Origin of the sequence: Shewanella sedimentimangrovi, assembly GCF_017354965.1 — a bacterium.
Lineage (GTDB): Bacteria > Pseudomonadota > Gammaproteobacteria > Enterobacterales > Shewanellaceae > Shewanella > Shewanella cyperi.
On the sequence record NZ_CP071502.1, the window covers coordinates 879714 to 905370 of the forward strand.

20 protein-coding genes are annotated in these 25657 nt (G+C 55.5%); 11 read left to right on the forward strand and 9 right to left on the reverse strand.

The features are described from left to right. The first annotated feature begins 15 nt into the window (after positions 1–15). The 6 genes from ubiH to JYB85_RS03680 all read left to right on the forward strand — a co-directional run bounded on the left by ubiH (position 16) and on the right by JYB85_RS03680 (position 8807). On the forward strand, positions 16–1266 hold the full coding sequence (gene ubiH, locus JYB85_RS03655) for a 2-octaprenyl-6-methoxyphenyl hydroxylase (RefSeq protein WP_207381107.1): 1251 nt from the start codon (positions 16–18) through the stop codon (positions 1264–1266). Next, the gene (locus tag JYB85_RS03660; RefSeq protein ID WP_207381108.1) at positions 1266–2474 is read left to right on the forward strand and encodes an FAD-dependent oxidoreductase; all 1209 of its coding nucleotides are present in this window, start codon (positions 1266–1268) and stop codon (positions 2472–2474) included. The genes ubiH and JYB85_RS03660 overlap by 1 nt, the downstream gene beginning before the upstream one ends. A 256-nt stretch (positions 2475–2730) precedes the next feature. Further along, positions 2731–3825 (forward strand): glycine cleavage system aminomethyltransferase GcvT, encoded by a 1095-nt coding sequence (gcvT, locus tag JYB85_RS03665; RefSeq protein WP_207381109.1) that lies wholly within the window; start codon positions 2731–2733, stop codon positions 3823–3825. Between the two features lie 26 nt (positions 3826–3851). Next, on the forward strand, positions 3852–4241 hold the full coding sequence (gcvH, locus tag JYB85_RS03670) for a glycine cleavage system protein GcvH (protein WP_207381110.1): 390 nt from the start codon (positions 3852–3854) through the stop codon (positions 4239–4241). Positions 4242–4349: 108 nt separating this feature from the next. Beyond that, complete coding sequence (gcvP, locus tag JYB85_RS03675; RefSeq protein WP_207381111.1) at positions 4350–7238, forward strand: aminomethyl-transferring glycine dehydrogenase; 2889 nt, start codon at positions 4350–4352, stop codon at positions 7236–7238. A gap of 450 nt (positions 7239–7688) precedes the next feature. Continuing rightward, entirely contained in the window at positions 7689–8807 is a 1119-nt protein-coding gene (locus tag JYB85_RS03680) for a hypothetical protein (protein WP_207381112.1), read from the forward strand. Positions 8808–8984: 177 nt separating this feature from the next. Here JYB85_RS03680 and JYB85_RS03685 read toward each other — a convergent pair whose 3' ends face one another. Both JYB85_RS03685 and JYB85_RS03690 read right to left on the reverse strand, forming a co-directional pair. Next, positions 8985–10070 (reverse strand): DUF3644 domain-containing protein, encoded by a 1086-nt coding sequence (locus JYB85_RS03685; protein ID WP_207381113.1) that lies wholly within the window; start codon positions 10068–10070, stop codon positions 8985–8987. Positions 10071–11369: 1299 nt separating this feature from the next. Then, positions 11370–12185 (reverse strand): AraC family transcriptional regulator, encoded by an 816-nt coding sequence (locus JYB85_RS03690; protein WP_207381114.1) that lies wholly within the window; start codon positions 12183–12185, stop codon positions 11370–11372. A 228-nt stretch (positions 12186–12413) separates the two neighbouring features. On the opposite strand from JYB85_RS03690, the gene JYB85_RS03695 reads away from it, so the two are divergent. Continuing rightward, on the forward strand, positions 12414–13526 hold the full coding sequence (locus JYB85_RS03695) for a redoxin domain-containing protein (protein WP_228730184.1): 1113 nt from the start codon (positions 12414–12416) through the stop codon (positions 13524–13526). A 97-nt stretch (positions 13527–13623) separates the two neighbouring features. Here JYB85_RS03695 and JYB85_RS03700 read toward each other — a convergent pair whose 3' ends face one another. After that, complete coding sequence (locus tag JYB85_RS03700) at positions 13624–14040, reverse strand: hypothetical protein (RefSeq protein ID WP_207381116.1); 417 nt, start codon at positions 14038–14040, stop codon at positions 13624–13626. A 94-nt stretch (positions 14041–14134) separates the two neighbouring features. Next, positions 14135–15037 (reverse strand): zinc metalloprotease, encoded by a 903-nt coding sequence (locus tag JYB85_RS03705; RefSeq protein ID WP_228730186.1) that lies wholly within the window; start codon positions 15035–15037, stop codon positions 14135–14137. 409 nt (positions 15038–15446) lie between these two features. On the opposite strand from JYB85_RS03705, the gene JYB85_RS03710 reads away from it, so the two are divergent. From JYB85_RS03710 to JYB85_RS03720, 3 genes are all read left to right on the forward strand, one after another. Then, positions 15447–16580, forward strand: coding sequence for a hypothetical protein (locus JYB85_RS03710; RefSeq protein ID WP_207381117.1), 1134 nt, complete (start codon positions 15447–15449; stop codon positions 16578–16580). A gap of 97 nt (positions 16581–16677) precedes the next feature. Continuing rightward, positions 16678–16959 (forward strand): hypothetical protein, encoded by a 282-nt coding sequence (locus tag JYB85_RS03715; protein WP_207381118.1) that lies wholly within the window; start codon positions 16678–16680, stop codon positions 16957–16959. Between the two features lie 214 nt (positions 16960–17173). Beyond that, positions 17174–17569: a c-type cytochrome domain-containing protein gene (locus tag JYB85_RS03720; protein WP_207381119.1), complete on the forward strand. Its 396-nt coding sequence runs from the start codon at positions 17174–17176 to the stop codon at positions 17567–17569. Positions 17570–17622: 53 nt separating this feature from the next. On the opposite strand, the gene JYB85_RS03725 is transcribed toward JYB85_RS03720, so the two are convergent. The 5 genes from JYB85_RS03725 to JYB85_RS03745 all read right to left on the reverse strand — a co-directional run bounded on the left by JYB85_RS03725 (position 17623) and on the right by JYB85_RS03745 (position 24079). Beyond that, entirely contained in the window at positions 17623–17772 is a 150-nt protein-coding gene (locus JYB85_RS03725) for a hypothetical protein (protein ID WP_207322082.1), read from the reverse strand. Then, entirely contained in the window at positions 17762–20305 is a 2544-nt protein-coding gene (locus JYB85_RS03730; protein WP_207381120.1) for a diguanylate cyclase domain-containing protein, read from the reverse strand. The genes JYB85_RS03725 and JYB85_RS03730 overlap by 11 nt, the downstream gene beginning before the upstream one ends. Positions 20306–20563: 258 nt before the next feature. Continuing rightward, complete coding sequence (locus JYB85_RS03735; protein WP_324032837.1) at positions 20564–21052, reverse strand: DUF3465 domain-containing protein; 489 nt, start codon at positions 21050–21052, stop codon at positions 20564–20566. A gap of 331 nt (positions 21053–21383) precedes the next feature. Beyond that, entirely contained in the window at positions 21384–22253 is an 870-nt protein-coding gene (locus JYB85_RS03740) for a universal stress protein (protein ID WP_207381122.1), read from the reverse strand. 266 nt (positions 22254–22519) lie between these two features. Then, positions 22520–24079: a DEAD/DEAH box helicase gene (locus JYB85_RS03745; protein ID WP_207381123.1), complete on the reverse strand. Its 1560-nt coding sequence runs from the start codon at positions 24077–24079 to the stop codon at positions 22520–22522. 367 nt (positions 24080–24446) lie between these two features. Between JYB85_RS03745 and JYB85_RS03750 the strand changes: the two genes are divergently transcribed. After that, positions 24447–25589, forward strand: a complete 1143-nt coding sequence (locus JYB85_RS03750) for a DUF3626 domain-containing protein (protein ID WP_207381124.1) — start codon at positions 24447–24449, stop codon at positions 25587–25589. Positions 25590–25657 lie beyond the last annotated feature (68 nt).

A 25657-nucleotide genomic window follows, 5' to 3' on the forward strand; every position in this document is an offset into this window, starting at 1 on the left:
GGGAGCTGAACAGCCATGAATCCAACATCCCCGGAGTCTGCGCCACAAACGCTGGATATCGCCATCATAGGTGCCGCCATGGCAGGCGCCACCCTGGCGCTGGCCCTGGCCAAACGGGCCAAAGCACTGGGGCGGCCGCTGCGCATTGCCCTCATCGAGGCCCATGAACAGGGTTCGGGCCATCCCGGCTTTGACGCCCGCTCCATTGCCATTGCCCATGGCTCAATCACCGAACTCAAGCGTCTCGGCCTCTGGTCCCTGTTGGCGCCCTTGGGCTGCGCCATCAACGACATACATATTTCCGATCGCGGTCATTTTGGCATGACAGAGCTGAACCGTGAGGGCTTTGATTTGCCCTTCCTGGGTCAGGTGGTGGAGCTGGAGGCCGTGGGCCAAACGCTGCTGGCCGCGGTCAAGGATGCGGGTATCAGCCTTTATTGCCCCGACGGCTTAAGTGAGCTTGCCAGCGACAGCGACGGCCACACCCTGACCCTGGAAAGCGGCGTGCGGCTGCGCACCAAACTGCTGGTGGCCGCCGACGGCCTGCACTCCCGGGTGCGGGACTGCTTCAAATTGCCGCTGGAGAGCCGGGATTTTGCCCAGTGCGGCCTGGTGGCCAATATCGGCTGCGACCGACCCCATAATCATTGGGCCTGGGAACGTTTTACCGACACAGGCCCGCTGGCGCTGCTGCCGATGCAGGACAGCGCGGGTCAGCACAGGTTATCTCTGGTGTGGGCCCTACCGCCGGAAGAGGCGGAGCGCTTGGCAAGTGCAGATGAGGCCGGGTTTCTCTCCCAACTGCAGCGGGCCTTCGGCAGCCGTGCCGGCAAGTTTATCAGCGTCGGCAAACGCCATGTGTATCCGCTCAAATTGAGCTTTATGCCAAGACCCATACACCACAGGTGCGTCTTTATCGGTAATGCCGCGCAGACCCTGCATCCCATCGCCGGGCAGGGTTTTAACCTGGGGCTGCGGGACGTGGTGGATCTGCTGCAGGTGCTGGACAGTGCCCTGGTGGCCGGTACCGATGTGGGTGAGCATTCACTGCTGCACCACTATCTTGAGCTGCGGACCGATGACCGCAATCAGACCCTGTGCCATATCGAAGCGCTGGTACGGGGATTTTCCAATCAATACTGGCCCCTGGTGGCCGGACGCAGCCTGGGGCTGAGGTTGTTGTCATGGTGTCCGCCGCTCAAGGCGCCCGTGGCCAGCCGCGCCATGGGCTGGCGCAGAGGCAAGCGCCTGAGTGAGAACTGCTGATGTTAACAACCCAAACCTATGATGTGGCCGTCGTTGGCGGCGGTATGGTGGGCCTGGCCACGGCCATAGGCCTGGCGGAAGCCGGGTTGCAGGTGGTGGTGCTGGATGCCGGCGGCCAGGCACCCGTGTCCGGTGAACCCAGGCTCAGGGTCAGCGCCATCAACAAGGCCAGTGAGCGTTTGCTCACCCGCCTCGGCGCCTGGAGCCTGTTGGACGAGCAGCGCCTGGCCCCCTATGGCCGGATGCAGGTCTGGGACAAGGACGGCATGGGCCGCATCGGCTTTGATGCCGCCGAGCTTGGGGAACAGACCCTGGGCACCATAGTGGAAAACGACGCCATTGCTTTTGCCCTGGCCCGCCGTGCCGCGGATTTTTCCAATCTGGATTACCGCGAGCAGCAACGCCTGGCACGTATCGCCTTCGGTGAGCGTGAGGCCTGGTTGACCCTGGAAAGCGGCGACAATCTCAGCGCCGCCCTGGTGGTGGCCGCCGACGGCGCCAACTCCTGGGTGCGCAGCCAGTGCCAGATCCCGCTGACCTTCTGGGATTATGGCCACAGCGCCATAGTGGCCAACATAGCCACAGAGGTGCCCCATGACGATTGCGCCCGCCAGGTGTTCCTGCCGGAAGGCCCGCTGGCCTTCCTGCCGCTGTATCAGACCAATCTGTGTTCCATCGTCTGGTCGGTGCCAGAACCCAGGGCCGCTGAATTGCTGGCCATGGATGATGAAGAATTTTCACGCAGCCTGACCGCCGCCTTCGATGGCCGCCTCGGACTGTGCAAGGTGGTCGGAGTTCGCCAGAGCTTCCCGCTCAGGATGCGCTATGCGCGCCATTTCGCCCGCCACCGCCTGCTGCTGGCCGGCGATGCCGCCCACACCATACACCCGCTGGCGGGGCAAGGGGTGAACCTGGGGTTCCTCGATGCCGCCGCCATAGTGCAGCAGGTCAGCGAGCTGCACCGGGCCGGCCGTGATCTGGGTGATTATCGCTTACTGCGTCCACTGGAGCGGGCCCGCAAGGCCGATGCCCTGGAGATGATTGCCGCCATGGAAGGATTCAAGCGCCTGTTTGCCGGCAGCAATCCCGTCAAACAGGCCTTCCGCGATCTGGGGCTCAACCTGGTGGATCAGTTGTCACCGCTGAAAACTGTGTTCATCAAACAGGCCATGGGCAATAAGCAAAACTTACCCGAATTGTGTCGCTGACGGCACCTCGACAAAAGTGACAGAATTGTGAGTAAAAAGACGGCAGGAATCAGACTCTTGTCGTCTTTTTGTCCTTTGCAGGGTTGAAAATGTAAAAAAATTACATGTGAATCATGAGAAAAACTAATCCTTTAACTGTTCGGATTAGAAAATTCTCTTGTATACAAATTTGTGTCACAAGGTATAATTTCGCCGCATTTTAACCCTGTGCCGCGCACTGCTTCGGCACAGTAAGCCCCGGACAGAAGGGATAATAATGGCTAATAAAACTGTACTCTTTAACAAGCACCTGGAATCCAATGCCAAGATGGTGGATTTCCACGGTTGGGATATGCCGCTGAACTACGGCTCCCAGATTGAGGAACACCACGCCGTTCGCCGCGATGCCGGTATGTTCGACGTTTCCCACATGACTGTGGTGGATGTGGAAGGCAACGACGCCCGTCCTTTCCTGCGCAAATTGCTGGCCAACGATGTGGCCAAGCTGACCGTTCCCGGCAAGGCCCTTTACGGCGGCATGCTGGACGAAAACGCCGGGGTGATTGACGATCTGATCACCTATTTCCTGAGCGATACCCACTACCGTGTGGTGGTGAACTCCGCCACCCGCGAAAAAGATCTGGCTTGGATAGGCGCGCAAGCCAAGGCCTTTGACGTGACCGTCACCGAGCGTCCCGAGCTGGCGATGATCGCCGTTCAGGGCCCCAACGCCAAGGCCAAGGCCGCCACAGTGTTCACCGCCGAGCAAAACGCCGCGGTGGAAGGCATGAAGCCCTTCTTTGGCAAGCAGGCCGGTAGCCTGTTTATAGCCACCACTGGCTACACAGGTGAAGCCGGTTATGAAATCATAGTGCCCGAGGCGGAAGCCGAGGCCCTGTGGCAAGCCCTGCTGGATGCCGGTGTGCAGCCCTGTGGTCTGGGCGCCCGTGACACCCTGCGTCTGGAAGCCGGTATGAACCTGTACGGCCAGGACATGGACGAAACCGTTAACCCACTGGCCGCCAACATGGGCTGGACCATTGCCTGGGAACCTAGCGATCGTGACTTCATCGGCCGCAGCGCCCTGGAAGCCATCAAGGCCAAGGGCAGCGACAAGCTGGTGGGTCTGGTGATGGAAGAGAAGGGCGTGCTGCGCCACGGTATGCCGGTGTTCTTCACCGACGCCGCCGGTGTCGAGCAAGAAGGCGTGATCACCAGTGGTACTTTCTCACCCACTTTGGGCTATTCTATTGCGATGGCGCGCGTACCCGGCTCCATCGGCGACACGGCTGAAGTGGAAATGCGCAAGAAGCGTGTGGCGGTGCGTGTGGTTGCCCCCAGCTTTGTGCGTAACGGAAAACAAGCATTTTAAAAATACCCGATAAAGGAACAAGAACAATGAGCAATATCCCGTCAGAACTGAAATATGCTTCTTCCCACGAGTGGATCCGCAAGGAAGAAGACGGCAGCTACACAGTAGGTATCACTGAGCACGCTCAGGAACTGCTGGGCGACATGGTGTTCGTTGAACTGCCTGAAGTGGGCGATACCGTGTCTGCCGGTGAAGACTGCGCCGTGGCCGAGTCTGTAAAAGCCGCCTCTGACATTTATGCTCCTATCTCCGGCGAAGTGGTTGCCGTGAACGAAGCCCTGGAAGATTCTCCAGAGCTGGTGAACAGCGATGCCTACGGTGATGGCTGGTTCTTCCGCATCATGCCTTCAGACGAGTCCGAAGTGGACAGCCTGCTGGATGCAGAAGGCTATCAAGCCGTTATCGACGAAGAATAATCGTCGCATAAAACGAAGCCCCCCGGGGCTTCGTTTGTTTTATCTGTAACCAAGATGAGACCGGTGGCTCCCCTACGGCCATACCGGCGCAAATAGATAAGGTTTATCATGACCAAGCAAACCCTCACCCAACTGGAACAGCACGAGCTGTTTCTTTCCCGCCACATTGGACCGGACAGTGTTCAGCAGCAGGAGATGCTCAACTTTGTTGGTGCCGAATCCCTGGATGATCTGACCAAGCAAATCGTGCCCGAGGCCATTCGCCTTGACCGTGAGCTGGCCGTAGGCCCGTCTTGTTCCGAGGCCGAAGGTCTGTCCTATATTCGCGCCCTGGCCGATAAAAACCAGGTATTCAAGAGCTACATAGGTCTGGGTTACTACGGTACCGAAGTGCCAAACGTTATCCTGCGCAACGTGCTGGAAAACCCAGGCTGGTACACTGCCTATACCCCATACCAGCCCGAGATTGCCCAGGGCCGTCTGGAAGCCATATTGAACTTCCAACAGCTGGCCATCGACCTGACAGGTCTGGATCTGGCATCTGCTTCTCTGCTGGACGAAGCCACCGCCGCTGCCGAGGCCATGGCCCTGGCCAAGCGCGTATCCAAGGCCAAGAAGGCCAATGCCTTCTTCGTTGCCGACGACGTGTTCCCGCAAACCCTGGACGTGGTGAAAACCCGTGCCGAGTGTTTCGGTTTTGACATTGTGACCGGTCCTGCAAGCGATGCCCTGAACCATGACAACCTGTTCGGTGCCATGTTCCAGTACACCAACAGCCAGGGTCAGCTGACCGACTTCACCGAGCTGTTTGCCAAGCTGGCCGAGAAGAACGTGATTGTCACAGTCGGTGCCGACATCATGTCGCTCATTCTGCTCAAGAGCCCAGGCGCCATGGGTGCCGACGTGGTATTCGGCTCAGCCCAGCGCTTCGGTGTGCCCATGGGCTTTGGTGGTCCACACGCCGCCTTCTTCGTCTCCAAGGACGAGCACAAGCGCTCCATGCCCGGCCGTATTATCGGTGTGTCCAAGGACAGCCGTGGCAATACCGCCCTGCGTATGGCGATGCAAACCCGTGAACAGCATATCCGCCGCGAAAAGGCCAACTCCAACATCTGTACTGCCCAGGTGCTGCTGGCCAACATGGCGTCTTTCTACGCTGTGTACCATGGTCCACAGGGCCTGAAAGTGATCGCCGAGCGCATTCACCGTCTGGCCGACATCCTGGCCGCCGGTCTGGCAGCCAAGGGCGTGGCTCTGGTGAACAACCAGTGGTTCGATACCATCAGCTTCAAGGGTGATGTGGCCGCCATCCGCGCCCGTGCCCTGGCCGCCGGTGTGAACCTGCGCTTTGACGCCGACGGCGTCATGGGCGTTGCCCTGGCCGAAACCACTACCCGTGCCGATGTGGCTGAACTGTTCGACATCATCCTCGGTGCCGGTCACGGTCTGGATTGCGCTGCCCTGGATGCCGAGATTGTCGCCAAGGGTTCAAGCTCTATCCCTGCCGCCCTGGTGCGTCAGGAAGCCTTCCTGACTCACCCGACCTTCAACCGCTACCACAGCGAAACCGAAATGATGCGCTATATCAAGCGTCTGGAGAACAAGGATCTGGCCCTGAACCACTCCATGATCTCCCTCGGTTCCTGCACCATGAAGCTGAACGCCGCGGTGGAAATGATCCCCGTCAGCTGGCCCGAGTTTGCCAACATGCACCCCTTCTGCCCATCCGAGCAGGCCCAGGGTTATGCCCAGCTGATCAAGGAACTGTCCGATTGGCTGGTGGACATCACAGGCTACGACGCCGTGTGCATGCAGCCCAACTCAGGTGCCCAGGGCGAATACGCCGGTCTGCTGGCCATCAAGAAATACCACGAGTCCCGTGGCGAAGGTCACCGTAACGTGTGTCTGATCCCTCAGTCCGCCCACGGTACCAACCCAGCCTCGGCCCAACTGGCCGGCATGAAGGTAGTTGTGACCGCCTGTGACAAGCAGGGCAACGTGGATCTCGACGACCTGCGCGCCAAGGCCGCCGAAGTGGCCGACAGCCTGTCCTGTATCATGATCACCTATCCGTCCACCCACGGTGTGTACGAAGAGACAGTGCGTGACATCTGCGACATCATTCACCAGCACGGTGGCCAGGTGTACCTGGACGGCGCCAACATGAACGCCCAGGTGGGTCTGACCGCTCCCGGCTTCATCGGTGCCGACGTATCGCACCTGAACCTGCACAAGACCTTCGCCATCCCACACGGCGGCGGTGGTCCAGGCATGGGCCCCATCGGCGTGAAGAAACATCTGGCACCCTTTGTGGCCGGTCACGCCGTGGTCAAGCAAGGCATTGAAAGCGACAACAACGGCGCCGTATCTGCCGCCCCGTTCGGCAGCGCCGGTATCCTGCCAATCAGCTGGATGTACATCAAGCTGCTGGGTACCAAGGGCCTGACCCGTTCTACCCAGACCGCCATGCTGAACGCCAACTACCTGACCAAGAAGCTGTCCGAGCACTACCCAGTGCTGTTCCGCGGCCGTAACGATCGTATTGCCCACGAGTGCATCATCGACCTGCGTCCGCTGAAAGAAGCCTCCGGCGTGACCGAGATGGATGTGGCCAAGCGTCTGAACGACTATGGTTTCCACGCGCCAACCATGAGCTTCCCCGTGGCCGGTACCCTGATGATTGAACCCACAGAGTCCGAGTCCAAGGTAGAACTGGACCGCTTCATCGAGGCCATGGTTGCCATCCGCGGCGAAATTGCCAAGGTGGAAGCCGGTGAGTGGCCAGCGGACAACAACCCGCTGCACAACGCGCCGCACACCCTGGAAGACATCATGGACCCGGCATTTGATACCCGTCCATACAGTCGTGAACTGGCGGTGTTCCCCACCGCTGCGGTGAAGGCCAACAAGTTCTGGCCAACCGTGAACCGTATCGATGACGTGTACGGCGACCGGAACTTGTTCTGTGCCTGTGTGCCAATGAGTGACTACGAGTAATTGCTGCTTGGACTCGCTACTGCGGCGTTAAATCTCGGTTCCAGTGCTCATTGACCTAAGCTCATCGCGAAGAGTCAACTGCGCGCTGGAACCATCGATTTGCCTTGCATTAGTGTCGTCAGCAACGCAATTACGGCCCGGTTGAACGTTGGTTTAGCCCAAAAATAAAAAAACGAACCTGAAGGTTCGTTTTTTTATGGAAAGGAAAGAGCTATATTGCTTTCTAGGATGGTAGAGATTGTAATTGGCTGCTATTGATATAGCGTTGAAGCCTATCTGCGGGGGGGCTGAAAATGAGCTTTAACAATGTGGATTGGCGAAATGTTAATCGCATTTAGGAGTATCTCGTAGCATTATAGAAATCCAATATGGCATGAATGCAGAAACTAAGTTGTTGATATTGTATACCAACAACTATGTATAGTAGGTATTAATTACAAGGATGGAAAATTGGACATAACATATAAGCTTCCTCATCCAGTGAGGGTTCTTTCTAGTGAAAAATTAGAGAGTGAAATAACGCAGAGAGATAGTTTCATTTATGAAGCACTCGGAGATATCGAATTAGAACATTGTAGTATTGATTACCTCGTATCTCTTGTCCTTGAAAAGGCGCCGAAATTTGTGGCTTATCATAAAGCACAAGGGATGACTGATCATAATATTGGTATTGCAGCTGCCTCTATGTTGTTTCCATATAAATTTCGTAAACTAGAAGGTAATATTCTTACGACTTCTAATGACGTTGATGGTTTGCTTGAACAGACTGATATTGGAGATGATATCCCTATTGCGTATTTACGTCCTCCATTCAAAAATTGTTATATTGAGTTTACTGAGAATAGAAGTTCATCACTTATGATTTATAATAGTGACTCTGGTGAACATATTCTGGAAGGTGTTTATATATCTGAGGTTGAAATATTACCCAATACACCTCAAATGAACCAATATCAGAAAAATAGTAGTTTGTCGCAAATTATAGACTTTGAAAAGCCTTTTAGAGTAGTCGACATGATGTTTACAGGTTCCCCTTTGGGTAAGAGTCATGTCCTTGATGATGCGTTGAGAATTCAAGGTTTCTATGTTCAGGATGATGATAAAACAGTAAATGATGAACTAAAACTTATTGTGGCTGAATATGGGAATGATGATGACTTTGCAAATGATATTAATTATTTGGAATTAGCGCTTTCTCATATGGCTAAGGTTTTACTTTTTGTTAATTGCAAACAATATAGGGATACCGCATTTAATGAAAGGAAAGAGATTCTTAAGAAGATAAGTTCTTTGAAAAGTCCAGCGAAAATAAAAAAATATAATAACAAATTAAGAAAAACATACGATCGTTTAATTATTAAGCCAGAAGATAATGTTGTTTATGTGCATACTAAAAATCATGAACATAGCTCTGGCCTACGCCCTAAAAAGGCCCATTGGCGAAAGGGGCATTTTAGGATGCAACCGTACGGTTTAGGCTCTTCAAAGCGGAAAGTCATCTACATTGAGCCAACAGTTGTGGGTGGGATTTTTGCAGAGAAAAAGTCCTACAATATCCGCACTAAGTAAATTTCCGATTACTACGTAGATATTAAAAAGGGGAGTTGTTAGCGAGCGCGCAAGGCTAATCTGTAGTGCTGGGCAACTTCCTGACTGTAGGCTAGTTTAAATCTGTACTTGCAAAAGTGCTGCTCTTTCAGAGGTTGAACATTAAATAAAACTGATATTCCTCCTTTATTTTTAATTTCACATGCGAAAATCAACAATATTCAACTTATCGCCAGCGCGCTCTTTGTCTCTTAGATCTTTTGCCTCAAACCCACTCGTCTGCAAAAAATGAACTAGAAACAAGACCCAAGCTTCTTGATAGACATAATCGTTATGCACCTCATCATAGAGGCAAAACTCCGCGTAGGTTTCAAATGGATCTTCTGCGCCATTCGCGGGACGGATATTGAATAGCTTATATAAAGTTGCATGTAGACTCAGAGTTATAAACTTTCCTTGCAATGCGATGTTTACTTTTTTTATGACCTCAGAAGGTTTCAGCTTGCCTACATTGGCAGCTTCAATTTTAACTGTTTTGTCTTTAATGATGACATTAAGTTGATCATATGCGGCCTTATCTTCGTCATTTAGTGCATCCCACCGTACAAATTCAACTGCCACATCAGCCCTGTTCGTATTTGATATTTTGGGAATCTGTATGAGTTTAATGCTGTATTCCTGAGAATTATATGTGTCATCATCGAGTGTATTTCGATAATTAATTATAAATGAGACAATTTCAGATAAATCCTTTGATAGTGCAGATCTATTTGCTCGTTCCTGATTCTGTGTGCGAATTTGAGAAAACTGCAAACTGTATACTAATGCTTCATTTATTGAATATGAATCACCAAAAAAACTAATTAATGCACTCTCATAGTTAAAAAGCAAAGACTGACACTCACCAAATATAAGAGTATCTACCTCTCTCTTCTCAATATGCCTGTGCTCTATTTTGTTCCTTAGTTTAATAAAGAAATTAAGATTTGACTCAACACCAGTTGAAAGAAGTCCATACTTATTGATACATGTTGATAGCTCCCAAGCTTTTCTCTCACCGTCAATTTTATCATAGCGATTGTTTCTTTTCTTATAGTAGTATTTATCACCAATAGTATTATTGAAATGCGCATGAAACAGCCGAGTCCATGCCATAATCATCATGGTAATGAACCCTTCACTTCGAAAAGTCGTTCTTGGTTTATTGTATATTTCAACAGCTAAAAGTGCCGAATCAATAGACGCATCAAGAATTGATTTGGTTTTTCCCTTCCGTAGTGTCAATTTTACTCCTTGTCGCTGTAACAATTTACAACTGCAACTTAGCTGGTCCGTTACGTAACAAACTATCTGACCTAGTAAATTTTGTACAGTGGCGTTGAGGTAGATGGTTTACTAATTAAAGGCTGAACGGGGCCTGGAGCTAGATTTTTCATTTGCTATTGTTGACTCAGCCTGCCGCATGATGTGCTCCAACTGTAATAGAGAGTCGTTGTGCCAGCTGCAGAAAGTCGCGGCCTTCCAGCTCGCCTCCGGTCTATACACTTATCCAATACCCCTCGCAACCTCAAGGACACCCCACTGACGCTGACAGCTCCTCGGCCTTATGCTGAAAATTGTCTAACGCGCCAGACGCTCATCCCTGATACGACTGGTGCTGCTTCGACATCCAAATCCATTCATGGACTACTGCCAGTTCGGCATTCATGCCTCGCGCTCATGAGCACGCTTGGTGCAGGCAAGCATTCGCCCTTGCAACACCATTTACCGCAACGTCTTCGGCGGGGAAACGGTGAAACAGTCAGACTTCGTAATATTTCTTTGTGTTTCTTTGCGGTTACGCCATGGCTGGAGTGGAATTCCTATTAGCCAGCACTGCCGCACCAGTGACCATCGGCGACAGAACGTCGCCGCTGAGCCTCCAGGGAGGGATTCACGGCGTGTCTCTGGGGGGGCAGTGCGAAAGCCCACCGCAGGTGATTTATGGCATCCGATGCCGGAAGTTAAGACAAAGCAAGAGATAGCCGCTGTGCCAGCGGCAGAAAGTCGTGGGTCTCCAACCCACACCCGGGGAAAGGGGGCAGTGTCGACTTGCCCCCTTATCCAATCCCCCAGCGACCCCCAGCCGGAGCCGAAGGCCCCTCGGCCTTATGCTGAAAATTGGCTAACGCGCCAGACGCTCATCCCTGATTCGACTGGCGCTGCTTCGGCATCCATGCCTCGCCACGCCATTTTAAGCAACGTCCTCAGCGGCTCCGAAGGGGGAGAACGGTGCAACAGTCGGACTTCGCAATATCTCTTTGAGTTTCTTCGTCGGTTCCACCATGGCTGGAGTGGAACTCCTATTAGCCAGCACTGCCGCACCAGTGACCATCGGCGACAGGACGTCGCCGCTGAGCCTCCAGGGACGGATTCACGGCGTGTCATGGGTGTGGCAGTGCGAAAGCGCACCGCAGGTGATTAATGGCATCAAGTGGTGGACGATAACGCCCTTGCATCAAAATCCAACCAAAGTTGGGGTGGCATTCCGGCTTGGGCACAGGCCAACTTCCGAGTGCACAGATGGCGAGGTTGAATTTAACCTCAGCGCCTAAGCAACGCCTTGCTTCTATATTGCCCTGGGGTGATGCCAATCACCTGCTTAAATTCGCGGATGAAGTGGGCCTGGTCGTAGAAACCGGCGTGGTAGCCTATGTCGGTGAGGGACTGGTCGCTGTCTTGCCTGAGCAGATCCCTGGCGAATGAGGTGCGCTGCAATATGCTGTAGTACTTGGGCGACAGGCCCAGGTTTTGCTGGAACAGGCGCTCGAGCTGGCGCTGACTGACATCCAGCTCCGCCATCAGGCTGTGGATGTCTGCCTGGCCCCTGTGCTTATCTATCCAATTGACCGCATGCTGAATTCTCGGCTCTGTGCTTTCCCCCAGACCGCTGGCGGCCAGGTATTGCAGCAGGGAGGCTTCCAACAGGGCGATGCGCTCGGCCGTGGTTGGCAGGGCCGCCATCCGCTCGACCAGATCATCACCCAGGATTGCCAGCGACAGATCCCGGGGCGTCAGCAACTGGCCCAGCATGTCCGACAGCGGGCAGCGGAAAAAGGCGCGCCCGGCACCGGGCCAAAAGCGGATGCCCAAGGCATCGACCCGACCGGAGAGTTCAAGCTTGGTGCTGTGCTTGGTGGGACCATTGACCAGGCAATGGGACAGGTATTGACCGCCATCGAAGGTGAGCGGATCAGCAAAATTGAAGAATACGCCGCTGCCGCCTTCCGGGTGCATAAACTCGGTGACCTGCGGCGCCGGGCCCGCTGGCTTAAAGATGCTCCAGTAGCAGCTGATAAAGGGCCGCAACCGGGGGCAGGGTTGGAAACGCTGAAAACCAAGATGAGGCAGTGTCGGCATAAAGACGCCTTCCTTGAATCGGTAGTCGCAGTATATCAAAGCCATGCGCTGTGCACAGAGGTCCCTGGCTGTGGCGCTGGATGTCGGAAAAGTACAATTCCCACCGCCACTCCTTGGCTATGCTGCCTCAGTCGCAGCGCCGGTGCCTTTGAATTCTTAGCCTGGCGCGCCAACCCGAATTATTTCTGACAATGGGGATCCCGGATGTTAAAGCGTAAAAGCCAACTAATGAAATTGCTCGTCGCCAGCCTTGCCGCTCTGAGCCTGGGCCAGGCGCTGGCAGAAGAAGACTACAGCGCCGAAGGGGAGCGAAGGGCCAAGCTGGCAGGCAAGGGGCTGCTTGGAACAACAGCCCCACAGCTGCTGATCAAGACCCTTGATGGCAAGACCATAGATTTAAGCCAGCTTTATGGTCACAAGCCGGTCTACATCAAATATTGGGCGACCTGGTGTGCCCCCTGCCGCAAACAAATGCCCGGCTTCGAAGCGCTTTATCAAAAGTACGGTGAGCAAATTCAGGTGATTGCCGTTAACACCGGGCTCAGCGACGATCTCAAATCCGTCAGTGCCTTTAAGGACAAGGCGGGGCTCTCCATGCCGATAGCCATTGATGATGGCACCCTTGCGCGGGCGCTGAATTTCCGGGTAACGCCGCAGCATCTGCTGATCAATAAACGCGGTGAGTTTGCCTATGTGGGTCATGAGGACGATGGCAATTTCTATCGGGCATTGGAGCAGGTGATTGCTGAGGAAGCGCCCGAGGTGGCCCCGACCCCCTCGGTTATCGCCACCCAAATCAAAGGCTATGACATAGGCGATAAGCTGGCTCCCATCAGCCTGAAGTCAATTGCCAACCAAGGCTTTAGCGTACCGGCTGGAAACAGTGTCGGCGCACCGGCGACTAATAGCGCCAGCCTGCCTTCGACCAGCAGCGCCGCCAAGGAAACCGTGCTGGTGTTTTTTGCCCCCTGGTGTGAATGGTATCTGGAGCAAACCGAGCCGCTAACTTCAAAGTCCTGCACCCTGGTGCGGCAGATGCTGGAAAGTCATGGCACTGACAGCCATGGCACAGACAGCCACAGCACAGGCAGCAGCACCCAGTGGTTATCCGTCTCTACCAATCTGTGGACCTCCAAAGAGGACTTAACCGAATATCAAGCCGGCCATGGGGCGGTGGGGCCGATCATATTTGATGCCGATGGCGAGCTGTTTGCCAGGTTCGGTGTCACCCAGGTGCCGACCGTTATCACTGTGGATCAAGCGGGCAGGGTGACCGACAAGGTGGATTTCAGACAGCCCGACTTTAAGGAAAAGGTCACGGCGCTGTTCTCCAAGCAATAAAGACAGCCATGAAGCAAAGCAGCCGGATGGCGATAGATGTGCCCCCTTGTTGAGATATGTACAGGGCAGGGCTTGAGGCCGGTCATTTAGAGTCCCGTTATTCGCTTTGGGTCCCGGGCCCGTTTTGCCAGTCCAGCAATGTGGGGGCATCTGCGCAAACCCAGGCGGTCAGGCGCATGCCTTCGCGCAGCGCCCCGGGGGCGGATTCGATTTTTGGCCAGTCATCCGTGCTAAAGGGTCTGCCTTCAAGGAAGAGTTGCGCCAGCAGATCATGGTGGGCGTCCCCCTGCAGATTGACGGATTCCGTGGTCTCGGCATCCGTTGCCAGGGTGAGGCTGAGGGATTGTCCCTGGTGTTGATAGCGGGTCACTGTGCCGGTCCAGGAGGTCAGCAGGTTGGGATCGCAAGGGACAAACTCAGGCACCCGCAGGCGGCCTTGCTGTGCCAAGGGCTCTGCCATGGCCTGTTGTGAGCTGCCAAGCAGCGCGATAGTCAGCAGTATGGCTCTTATCATTTGAATACCTCATTTGAATGCCTCGGACGTTAAAAAATAAAAGAGGCACCTGGGTGCCTCTTTCTTCACAGTCATTTCTGAAGCGCGTTAAGCATCAGAGATTTCTGTAGGTCTGGCTCTGCTCATCGGCACGGATGGCCTGACCATTGGTGAACTCAAACATACAGCTGTCGTCGGTGTAATCCATGAAGTTGAAGATAGGATCTACACCGGCTGCGCTCTTGCCTTTGGTGCAAGAATCGCGATTGACCGGGCAACCATAGGCTGGGCTCTTTTCAGCAGGCGTGTCGGACACATAGTCACCGCCGCCGCTGCAACCACCCTGGAAGGTGTGGTACAGGCCGAGCCAGTGGCCTACTTCATGGGTGGCGGTGTCACCTTCATTATAGGGGGCAGCTGAACCACCTGGCAGTGTGCTGTACAGCAGCACTACGCCGTCTTTGATAGGGGCTGATGCATAGTCACTTGGGAAGGTTGCCCAACCGAGCAGGCCGCCACCCATGTTGTTGGTGTAGATGTTGAGATCTGCCGCATCACCCTGGCGCAGAGCTGTCTTCATGGCGGTCTCGGCAGTGGAGCCGTGGCCGGCGGTGTACCAGGTGTTGTTGGCGGTCACATCGGTAGACACCAGATTGAATCTGAAGGGGGTATTGCTGTAAGCATTGTTGAGCACGCTCATCTGGGCATTGATGTCAGCGGTCGACAGGTTGCCGTTGTTCTGGCTGTCGGTGATCACGTGCAGGTACACATCAATAGTCACTGAGCCGTTGGCTCTTTGTTGCATACCTGTGTCACCACTTCTGGCGCGCAGAGTTTGGAAGTGTTTTTCTTTCAGTGCAGACTCTTCGGCGCTGGGGTGCTTGGTGCCACAGCGCAGGAAGGAAGCATTGGAGTTGGCATGATCGAAAGCCGCTCCGTTATTGGCCAGGCCGCTCAGGGGGACGGCTGTCAGGCCCAGGGCCAGCATCAGGGTAGAATTTTTTAGAGTTATTTTCACAGTTTTTTCCTTATTTATTTTATTGGATTTCTATGTCACTGATTAAGCAGAACCGGTCCCCCGACATGTTGAACGTCTTGTCGTACATAGTCCCTTAGGGAAAACATCATCCTTTTTAACTGTTCCAATTGTGAGACATGGTCTGCCCATACCCACCGACCACGTGGCAGCTTGCCACGGTGAGACGACATAAAATAATGGCCAAAACAAACTTATTCAACATTTTTGTAACATTATTTTATCCGGATAGCGTTCCGTTCACCGGATAACTGCGTCGCCATTGCGCCAAAGTGCAGTGAATTGCCCTGTTTTCTCTGCCATGGCAATTGTTTTTTACTCTGGTGTAACATTTCCCTTTCCAGTATCTTGGGTGGCTTATCTGAAACAATGGATTGGCTCGAATAAAATCATGCTATTACCTGCGCTTACCTCCTCCATTCGCATGAAATTCAGTCGCATGAAGTTCAGCGAACTTTTTGACAGTCCCGTCACCAGGTCCCTGACCACAACCCTGATGCGGTGCAAGGGCTTTTGGCACAGTCTGAACTTCGCCCAGCGCTGCTACCTGCTGGCGACCTTGCTGTTCCTGCTCGAGGCTGCGATGGTGACAGACAGGGTCAATTGGTTCACCGGCGCCCTGACGCTGCTGGTGCTGGGGGGGCTGGCCAGTGAGTTCTGGCCGCGGTTTTTGCATGTGTGGCACAGCCTGCCGGGTAAGGCGTTGATCCTGCTGTTCTATGCCGTGGTGGCCAACTTTGCCCTGGGCAATGCCGCGGGTATGGTGAACGATATCACCGGTGTGTCGGCCGCCAGCCTGCCATACAGCCATAACTTTGCCATTCTGCTCAGTCTTCCCGGCTGGTTTTTTATGACCTCGCTGCTGGTGCTGTTGCTTATCCAGGTGGCCATGCCCTTTTATCTGCTGCTGCTGTTGTTGCTCAAGCCCTTCGGTCTGCACGGCCTGTGGCACCCGCCCCACTATCGCTTTGTGTTTACTACGGCCCTGGTGCGTTATGTCTGGAGCTTTGCCTTGCTGATCCAGTTGTTAATGCTGGGGGCTGCCACCGGGATTGCCGCCGATGCCGGCGCCTTTGGTCGCGGGGTTTATGATGAAATCCTGGCGGAGCTGGAGGAAGAGAGCGGTAACAAGGACAAGCTGAAACAGGCTGACTCAGCTCCCGGTGACGCAGAGGCCACGGCAGAACTGATGCAGGATACCCAGGGGAATTTTGGTATCCATATCACCAGCGGTGAAAAGACCACCTCTGTGGTGTCGATGCCGGTGAAGGACATGCAAAACCGGGCCGATCGCTATCATTCGCTGCAGCAATCGGCATTGGCGCTGTTTATTTTCGAATTTGAGGCCGACGGCCGCTCCCGCTGTGAGCATCTTGAGGGCAGCAGGGTGGTGGAGCTGAACGATTACGAGATCCTGGAGATTCTGCCGGACCAGAGCCAGCCCCAGGGTTACAGCTATCAGGTCAGAAGCTGTATCTCGGCCGCCTTTGGCAAACGGACTGGGAGAACCACGGACAACCGTTAACACTAAAGCGTGATGATGGAGGCATTCATTGGCGGTGTTAATTGCTTACTATAGTTGGTGGTTTAACATTATTAAAAAGTAGCCCCGGGGGAGCAAAGTGACCCGAAAGCCCGACAGGATCACCGCCATGCAGCAGATCATAGATGCGGTCAAGGCCGAGTTCCCACTGTATCTTGAGGACACCTTCAAGTGTGGTCCGGATAACACTTGTCAGGGGTGCCCCAAGAAGCTGATGGAGCTGGTGGATGGTGAGCTGCAATATTGGCAGTACAGGATCAATCAGGGGATAGCCCCGGGATTCGACGATCTCAACCAGTTCGGTAAGCTGTGCCGTAATGTCCGCCGCGCCCTGGTGCGCAATCAACGTATCGATTCCTGAGCCTTAGCCCCTTTCCTTTTTGCCCGTCAAGCCTTGATGCCAGTCCGCTGCTGCTGAATTAACCATGAAAAATATGTGGTGAAAGGGTGGCAGCAACTACACTTAACCCTATGGCAGGGTGTTGATTTTGAGAGGCTTCAATCCGATTGGGGCGATTTGCCCCGACCGAGCCGGGATCAGGCCTGCCACTGGAGTCTAAGGCTAAGGGGGAATTATGTTATCGAATAAAGTTTCCCTGATGCTGCTGCTGGGTGCCGGAGTGGTACTGAGTGGGTGCAGTCGTCAGGTCAGTTATCAGGAAGAGGTGCTGCCTATTTTGCGGACCTCATGTTTCAGTTGCCATGTGGCGGGTGAAGGCGCGCAGAATGCGGGATTAATACTCAACAGCTACAGCAGCATGATGGCCGGTACCAAGATGGGGCCTGTGGTTGTCCCCGGCAGCGCGGCGTCAAGCACCCTGTATCTGGTGATCTCGCACAATGTGGATCCCAAAATCCAGATGCCACCGCACCATGACGACAAAATGGCCCAGGGCCAGGGCGAGCCCTTGAGCATGGAGCAGATTGACACCATCAAGCTGTGGATAGATCAAGGCGCCAAGAATAACTGAGCTGCAGTGATAGCGTCACGCGCTCCGCCCGGCGGCGGGGCGCTTTGCCTTGCTCAGTCGAGGTAACAGAGCAGTACCACAGCAGCCAGTGCCAGGGTCAGGCAAGCCAGCTTCAGGGGCCAGGAGATACGGTTCTGCGGGCTGCTTTGCTGTTGTTGCGCCAGCCGGTTTTCCAGCGCAGCCGCCTTTTGTTTACAACTCATGTTTATCCGCCTTGCCTCCCGGCTCCAACGCTTGTTTCAACCCCATAAGCTGCATGTCATTTCGATAGTGCTGTATTGTGTCGCGCCCGGCCGCTTTGGCGGCATACATGGCGGTGTCGGCATTTTTCAACAGCTGCAGTTCGTCCAGGCCATCGTCCGGATACAGGGCCAGGCCTATGCTGGAGGAGATGCAGATCCTGTGGTTGTCGAGCATAAAGGGCTCGCTCAGGGCGAGACGGATTTTCTCGGCAACCCTGAAGGCATCGTCGAGGGTCTTAATCGATGGCAGCAGCACTATGAATTCATCACCGCCGATGCGCGACACTGTATCGGCCTCACGGACACAGGCCTGCATTCGGGTGGCGGCCTGCTTGAGCAGTTCATCGCCCCAATGATGACCAAGATCGTCATTGACGGGCTTGAACCTGTCCAAATCGATAAACATCAGCGCCAGCATCTGCTTATCCCGCTTGGCTGAGGTCAGATGCTGCCGAAAGCGATCGTCGAACAGGCTGCGGTTGGGCAAGCCGGTGAGGGCATCGTAATGGGCCAGACGCTGCACCAGTTGTTCGTGCAGTTTGCGCTCTGTGATGTCAGTCTGGGTGCCAATTACTCGTAAGGGCCGACCATTGTGGTCACGGCTGACCACCATGCCGCGGTCAAGGATCCACTTCCAGCTGCCGTCGCGGCACCTGAGCCTGTGTTCTATCGTATAAATCGGGGTTTTACCGTCGAGGTTGGCCTGCAGCGCCGCCAGGGTGGCCGACTTGTCGTCAGGATGCAGGCGGTTTTTCCACTCGTCCACGCTGTCGCTGATCTCTTCCTTGTCATAGCCAAGCATCTCTTTCCAGCGCCTGGAAAAGAACACCTTGCCGTTGGAGACATCCCAGTCCCACACGCCGTCGCCGGCTCCTTCAAGGGCAAACTTCCAGCGGAACTCGCTGTCCCTGAGCTTGCGGGTTCGGTCTGCGACCTGGGCCTCAATGCGGGCCGTGTAGCCCGTGCTGAGCAGCAGCAGGGCGCTCAGCAGTCCGGTACTGAGAACACTGATGGCCAGCACGCCCCAACTCTGCCAGCTGCGGTGCATCTGGTTGTAAAGCGGGGTGGGGGCCGTTTCCAGGCGGTAGCTGCGACCGCCGAAATCCAGGGTGCGGGAAAACAGTGGCCTTGGTTGCTCCGGGCCAAAATTGTCGTACAGCGTGCTTTGATCTTCGGCATCGGTCAGGCGCATGTAGAGATGGGGGCTGACTTCCGGCAGCAGCTGGGTCATGAATTCCCCCATCCGCAACACCGAGGTCACCACGCCGGAATAGGGATCCTGGGGGTTAATCGCCATAAACAGCAGCACCCCCTTTTGGCCCTGCTTTTCCTGTACCAGTTGCAGCGGTGCCGATGCCACCAGGGCGCCGGTCTGCTTGGCGGAGACTATGGCGGTCAGTCGCAACGGATTGGAGGCAAGATCAAAGCCCAGGGCCTCCTGATTGCCGCTCAGCGGTTCAATAAAGGTCACGGGATAATAGAAGTCCCTGAAGCCGGCAGCCTGCAGCTTACCCTGGTCGTTGCGCTCCGTGATGGTAAATTGGGCCAGCTCAAACTGTTGCTTGGTGATAAATGCCTGACGCCGCTCGCCGGTGATCCTCGGCGCATAGCTCAGGGCCTGGATCATGGGATAGCGACTGAGGGAGCGATCGGCAAAGCGGGCAAATTCATTGCGGCTCACCGCATCATCGCCGTCGCGGGCAAACAGGGCCGCGGTCTGGGCCAGCAGGGCTTCCTGGGTTTCCAGTTTGGATTGAAACTGCATCAGGCTCTGCTGAGAATACTGCTTGAATTCGGACAGGGAATCACCGTATTCCCATTGGCTGGTTTTGATGAAGATGGCCACGAAAAACACAAACACCGCGCTGATGGGCAGGGCCACTGTTTTGATGCGGCTGCGCCAAAGAGTAAAGGGCGCGGCGGTGAATATCATGGTCAGGGGGAACAACACCACGGCCCCCAGGGTATCGCCAATCCACCAGGCTACCCAGTTACTGATCACGTCCCTGGCGTCAACCAAGCCGAGCAGGAACAATCCGCCCACCGACAAGCTGGCGCTGGTCAGACAGAACACCGGCGCCAGCAGTAAAAAGCCGGCGACCTCACGGCTGTTGTCCAGGGACGTGGGCAGGGAAATGATTTTGCGCAGCATGGCGCTGCCGAGAATGGCTTGCAGCAAAGAGGCCAGGGCAATGACAGTGGCCACCAGCGTGCCTGTGGTGCCAATGTTGCCCTGATCCTGATAGCCAATCCACAGATTCAGCAGCAAGGAGCCAACAAAAATGAACGGCCAGGTGCGCTTGCCTGCCAGAAAGGCTGCCGCCAGTGCTATACCCGCAGGTGGAAAAATCGGGCTGGCATATCCCGGTGGCAGGGCCAGCATCAAGCCCAGTTTGCCGCTCAGTATGTAGACCAGGCTCAGCAAAAATAAGGGCAATAACCCCAATTCAAACAGAGAGAGCAAGTTATCGTGTTTGGTGCGGGATATAGGCAAAGTAGCGCTTTCCTCTGGATGTTTATTTCTGGCAGCGGAAACACTCATCCATGAGTGTTTTTCACAGGTCAAACCCCAGACTCAGAGTTTGCGCGCAGTCAGTTTTTATTGTGGATGACGCAGGAGTCACAGGTCAATTTTTGCCTGCTAAATTAGGGCCATCTATCACATATTCAGCCGGGGTTCTGCCAAGCTGAACCCTTGCCGTTTTCTGACGGATAAGAACCTTTTTCTGATGGGTAAGGGCAAGAGACCGCCTCAGCGCTCTTTATATTTCAACCAGCCTTCGGAATGATGTCCCTTGGGGTCGGCGTGGGTCCAGTGTATGACTCCCCCCTTGGGATTCCACTCATACTGGCCATAAAAACTGACCCAATCGCCGATTTTGAGGGGGGCCAGCCGCGGTGCCAGGTCTATGTTATGGGCAATCAGCAGGGTTTGCCCCGACGCCAGGCGGATAATAAACCTCTGATGGCGACTGCCCTCGTTATCATCGGCCAATAACTTAATCACTTCCCCCTCGCCCTGCACCTGCAATTGACTTTGCCGATTGGCAAAGGCTCTGGCGAGTTGGGCATCGCTACTGGAAATTTGGGTTGGGGCAATCTCGGTGAGGTCTGTCTCGGTTTGGCCAATTTCGGCCTGGCTGGTGTGAGCGGGTGGCGCCGTCTGTTCCTGTGACGGATACCTGTGCCAGGTCCAGACTACAGCAAACAGGGCGATACAAAGGATCAGAATGCGGTTCAAGGAGTCTGTCCGTGGAGTCATAACTGGAGCGAGTATAGCCCCTTGAGCGAGCGACCGTCACTTAACCCTGTCAAACCGGGCTCAAGGCTCTATTGCGGGTACTGCCAGGTGAGCGGACTGTAAGCTCAGTACCGTTATGCATTGTTACCGCCATTCTCCAATGGCAGCGTCAGTCGGAAACAGGCCCCCCCCAGGTCGGCGCTGGCAGCGGCGCTGAGCTCGCCGCCGTGCCAGTCGACTATTTTGCGACCATTTACCTCATTGTCCGGTTTTGCATCTGATGCTTAGTAAGAATCGCAGAGGATGTGTTTTTACCCGGTATGATTTGGCGTCAATGCAGGTTGGTTCTCAGGGCCAGAATGTCGCACTGCAGCTGGTTCAGCAGTGCCTGGGAGGTATGGCCCTTGATTTCGCTGAGCCAGTCTTCATGGGCATTGGCGCCCAGCACTACTATGTCGCTGTTGCAGGCCCGGGCGGTATCGGCAATCACAAAGTCCGGCAGGCCGTTGCCCAGGTGCAGCCTGTCGTCGGTCAGTGCCAGTTCCTCTGCCAGTTGTCTGAGTCTTTGCCAGTGATGGCTGGCCTCGTCCGGCGCCTGACTGGCGCTGAAGGACATGCCCAGTTCATTGTCCTGATAACAATTGAGCAGATGCAGTTGTTGATGCAGCAACTCCGCCAGATCCCCGGCAAAGTGCAGCAGGGCACGATTGAAGGTTGGCGTTTCCTGATCGTCGTCAATGTCGAGGGCGGTGAGGATACGGCCGTCCGTACTCCAGGGCTGCTCACCGGCAAACAGCACCGGCAGGGCCACGTCTTTCAGCAGTTGCCAGTCGTCGGTGCTGGCAAATTCACATAGCCAGGGCGCGTAGTGGTGATGTTCCACCAGCAGCAGATCGTAATCTTCTTGCCTGACTTCGTTGACAATGGCGGCAGCCAGGGAGGCAGCCCGGCAATGCTTCACCCGTACCTTGATATCCTGATTCGGATAGCTGTCATGGTGGGGGGACTCGCTTTTCACTTCATCGTGATGGGACAGGTGTTGATCCAGCCAGTGAACCACCCCCTGATATTCAGGCAGTTGTACCCGTAACAGGGTCAGATTTCCGTGGCAGAGATTGGCCAGCTGAATGGCTTTTTGCAGGGCGGCGCGGGAATGGGTACTTTCATCTGTGACGGCCAACAGATTTTGAAATCTGCTCATGGCGATGACTCCAATGGTATACCGGAGCATTAATTTTACGCCTAATGCGGCTTGGCGGTCAGATTCTTTTGCTCTGTCAGAGGGCTGTGATAGTGACAATCCATCTTTAATGCGCTAGGGGACATGGCGTGCTTTTTGCCTGAATCAAAGTGAGATTCACTCTCGCTGCCGTTGGCATTAGCGCTGTGGTGCTGTGGTGCAGGGGAAAAAATACCCGGGCACTGGGCCCGGGCATGTTCTAATCAAGTCTGAATTCACGCGTGCAATCAAGCCGCCGGTTTTGGGGCGCCCTGCGGTTTGGGACGACGACGGCGTACCTGAGGCTTGCCTTCTGCTGAACTGCCTTGAGGTTTGTTGGCCTGAGATCTGTTGCCCTCAGGTCTGTTGCCCTGTGGTTTACTGCCCTGTGGCTTACTGCCCTGGGGCTTGCTTTGTTGGGGCTTGCGGCCCTCGGGCTGTTGACGTCTGTCACCGCTGTCGCGTTTTTCCGCATTGCCACGACTATCGGCGGGCCTTTGCTCGCCGCCCTTGCGGCCATCGGTCCTGCGCTCGGGGCGTTGTTGCTCGCCCTGTGGCTGGCCGGTGCGACCCTTGCTATGTGGACGCTTGGCGCCCTGGCCCTGTTTGGCGCCTTGGCCCGACTTGGCCTGGGAGCGGCTGCCGCCCCCGGCTTGCTGGCTGGTTGGCAGCGGATGGGTGGGGATAAAACCGTCGAATTCCTTGCGGGTCAGCGATTGCTTGATCAGGCGCTCAATATCGCGCAGCTGTTTGACCTCTTCATGGGTCACCAGGGACACGGCCTCGCCGTCGCTGCCGGCACGTCCGGTGCGGCCGATACGGTGTACATAGTCTTCGGGCACGTGTGGCAGTTCAAAGTTGACCACCTGGGGCAGCTCGGCAATGTCGATGCCGCGGGCGGCGATGTCTGTCGCCACCAGCATGCGGATGGCACCGGATTTGAAATCCGCCAGCGCCTTGGTACGGGCACTCTGGCTCTTGTTGCCATGGATGGCGGCGGCCTTGATGCCTTCGGCCTCCATCTGTTTTGCCAGACGGTTGGCACCATGCTTGGTACGGCAGAAGACCAGCACCTGCTCCCAGCGATAGAAGCGGGTCAGCTCGGCCAGCAGGGCCGGTTTCTGGTTCTTGTCCACCGGACAGATCCACTGGCGCACCCGCTCGGCGGTGGAGTTGCGCGGCGTGACCGAAACTTCGGCGGCGTTGTGCAACAGGCCGTGGGCCAGGGTGCGGATCTCTTCCGAGAAGGTGGCCGAGAACAGCAGATTCTGGCGCTTGGGTGGCAGCAGTTTGAGAATGCGTTTGATGTCATGGATAAAGCCCATGTCCAGCATACGGTCGGCCTCGTCCAGTACCAGCACTTCCAGACCGTGGAAACTCAGGGCATGTTGCTGATACAGATCCAGCAGGCGTCCAGGGGTGGCCACCAGGATATCGACACCGCGGGCCAGGGCACTGATCTGCGGATTGATGGACACGCCGCCGAACACAACTGTGCTCTTGAGCGGCAGGTACTTGCTGTAGGCCGTGACATTGTCGGCTATTTGCGCCGCCAGCTCACGGGTCGGAGTCAATACCAGGGCGCGCACCTGCTTGGGGCCGGCCTTTTGGCCCTTGCTCAGATTTTCCAGCAACGGCAGGGTGAAACCTGCGGTCTTGCCCGTGCCTGTCTGGGCCGCGGCCAACAGGTCACCGCCCTTGAGCACCACAGGAATTGCCTGGGCCTGGATGGGGGACGGGGTCTGATAACCTTTCTGGCTCAGGGCCTTGAGAATGGGGGCGGACAACCCCAGGGAGGCAAAACTCATGCAGATCTCTCTTGCTGGAAAAACGGGATGTGCCGGTCGGGCCGGTACAGGGGGACGCAAGCTTAACCTATGCGGGCCCTGGCCGCCATCGATACCTCATTTTAAGCCACAGATAAGCCCCGGCCGAATTGTACTGTTTGTTGTCCGAAACCTGCAGTTGCCGCTGCCCTGCCGGGCCTGTTGCAGCTTTGCCACCGGATCGCTGTGCATTAAAAAGGGTTAATAAACATGGAGTCGCCTGGAGTGCTCTGCTATCTTGAGCCCCAGTTCCAGGCGCAGGGATGGGCATAGCTCACAAGGGCATAGCTCAAAAGGGGATAGCTGATGCCTGCCGTGTTCCAGTGCCCGACAATGAGCGTGCGAAACTATGGCTAATGTGAAACCTTCGGTCACCGCTAATCTCAAACCTTCGGTCACGGCTAATCAAAAATCCAGCCCACTCAACACCACGGCCACTTATCCCGCCATAGACAGCATCAGGCGCTATGCCCTTGAGCAGCGGGAGAGCGCCCAGGCGCTGATCCGCAACGTGCTGCAGATGTCTGATATCTCCCCCCAAAGATTCAATGCCGCCATGGATGCCCTTCAGAGCCATGGCCGTATAGCGCTGCATTTTCATCCCGATCGCCTCGATTGCCGTGGCCTGATGGTGGCCGAGGGCCTGTTCAATGACGGTCTGTATCGCAATCAGTTCGAGACCCATGTGTCCAATGGCCTGCTGTCACCCGAGATTGGCGGCCCCCGGGATCATTGGGAGCGGGCATTTTTCGGCAGCCTTTGCAACGACAAGGCGGCCCGTCCCAAGTACGGTGCCCTGGATCTGGGATTGTTTGTCGATGGCCCCTCACCCCGTTTCGGCAGCTGCTATTTTTTATGCTCCGAGGCGGTGCTGCAACGCAGCAGCTTTTGTTACCTGGACTCCTACCGCACCCCAAGGGAGAAGGGCACCCGGGATTGCTTTGATATGCTGCTGGCGGCGCTGTTGAGTGAAAGCTTTGAACGGGGCTATGCCCTGGGCCAGAGCGGCTTGCCGCCGACCCAATTGATAGCGCACCTGCTGGACAGCCTGCCCGGGAGCATGAACCACAGACTTGAGCTGCCACTGGGTGGCAATCTTGATCATTACATCGAGGCTCAGGTTCATGGCCCGCTGTCGCTGGCAACGGATGTGGACTGCCTGGTGGCCGATCCCAGCTTTAACGGCACCGAAGTGGGGCAGCTGTTAGCCGCCCTGTGCGGGCGTTACGGGGTGCAATTGCTGTGGCACCGGGGACGGGAACTCCTGACGGACCGGGTGCCGCGGGATTTTCGCGGCGCTACCATGCCGGAGCTGGCCAGGCAGGTCGCCATTGATGGCCGGGTCAGCGCCTATGCCATAGGCAAGGCCGCCAGGGCCGCACGGGCAAGCGACGGCCGCAAGCGTCTCGAAGAACTCAAGTGGCTCTGGCATGTACTGGTGCGCTTTGGCACCCCTCCCTCAACCCCGGTTCAAACAACAGCTCCAACATGAACCGCTCCCGCTGGCACAGCCCCCATCGCTTTAATTTACCCTTTATTCACTGTGGCCGGGCTGAGATA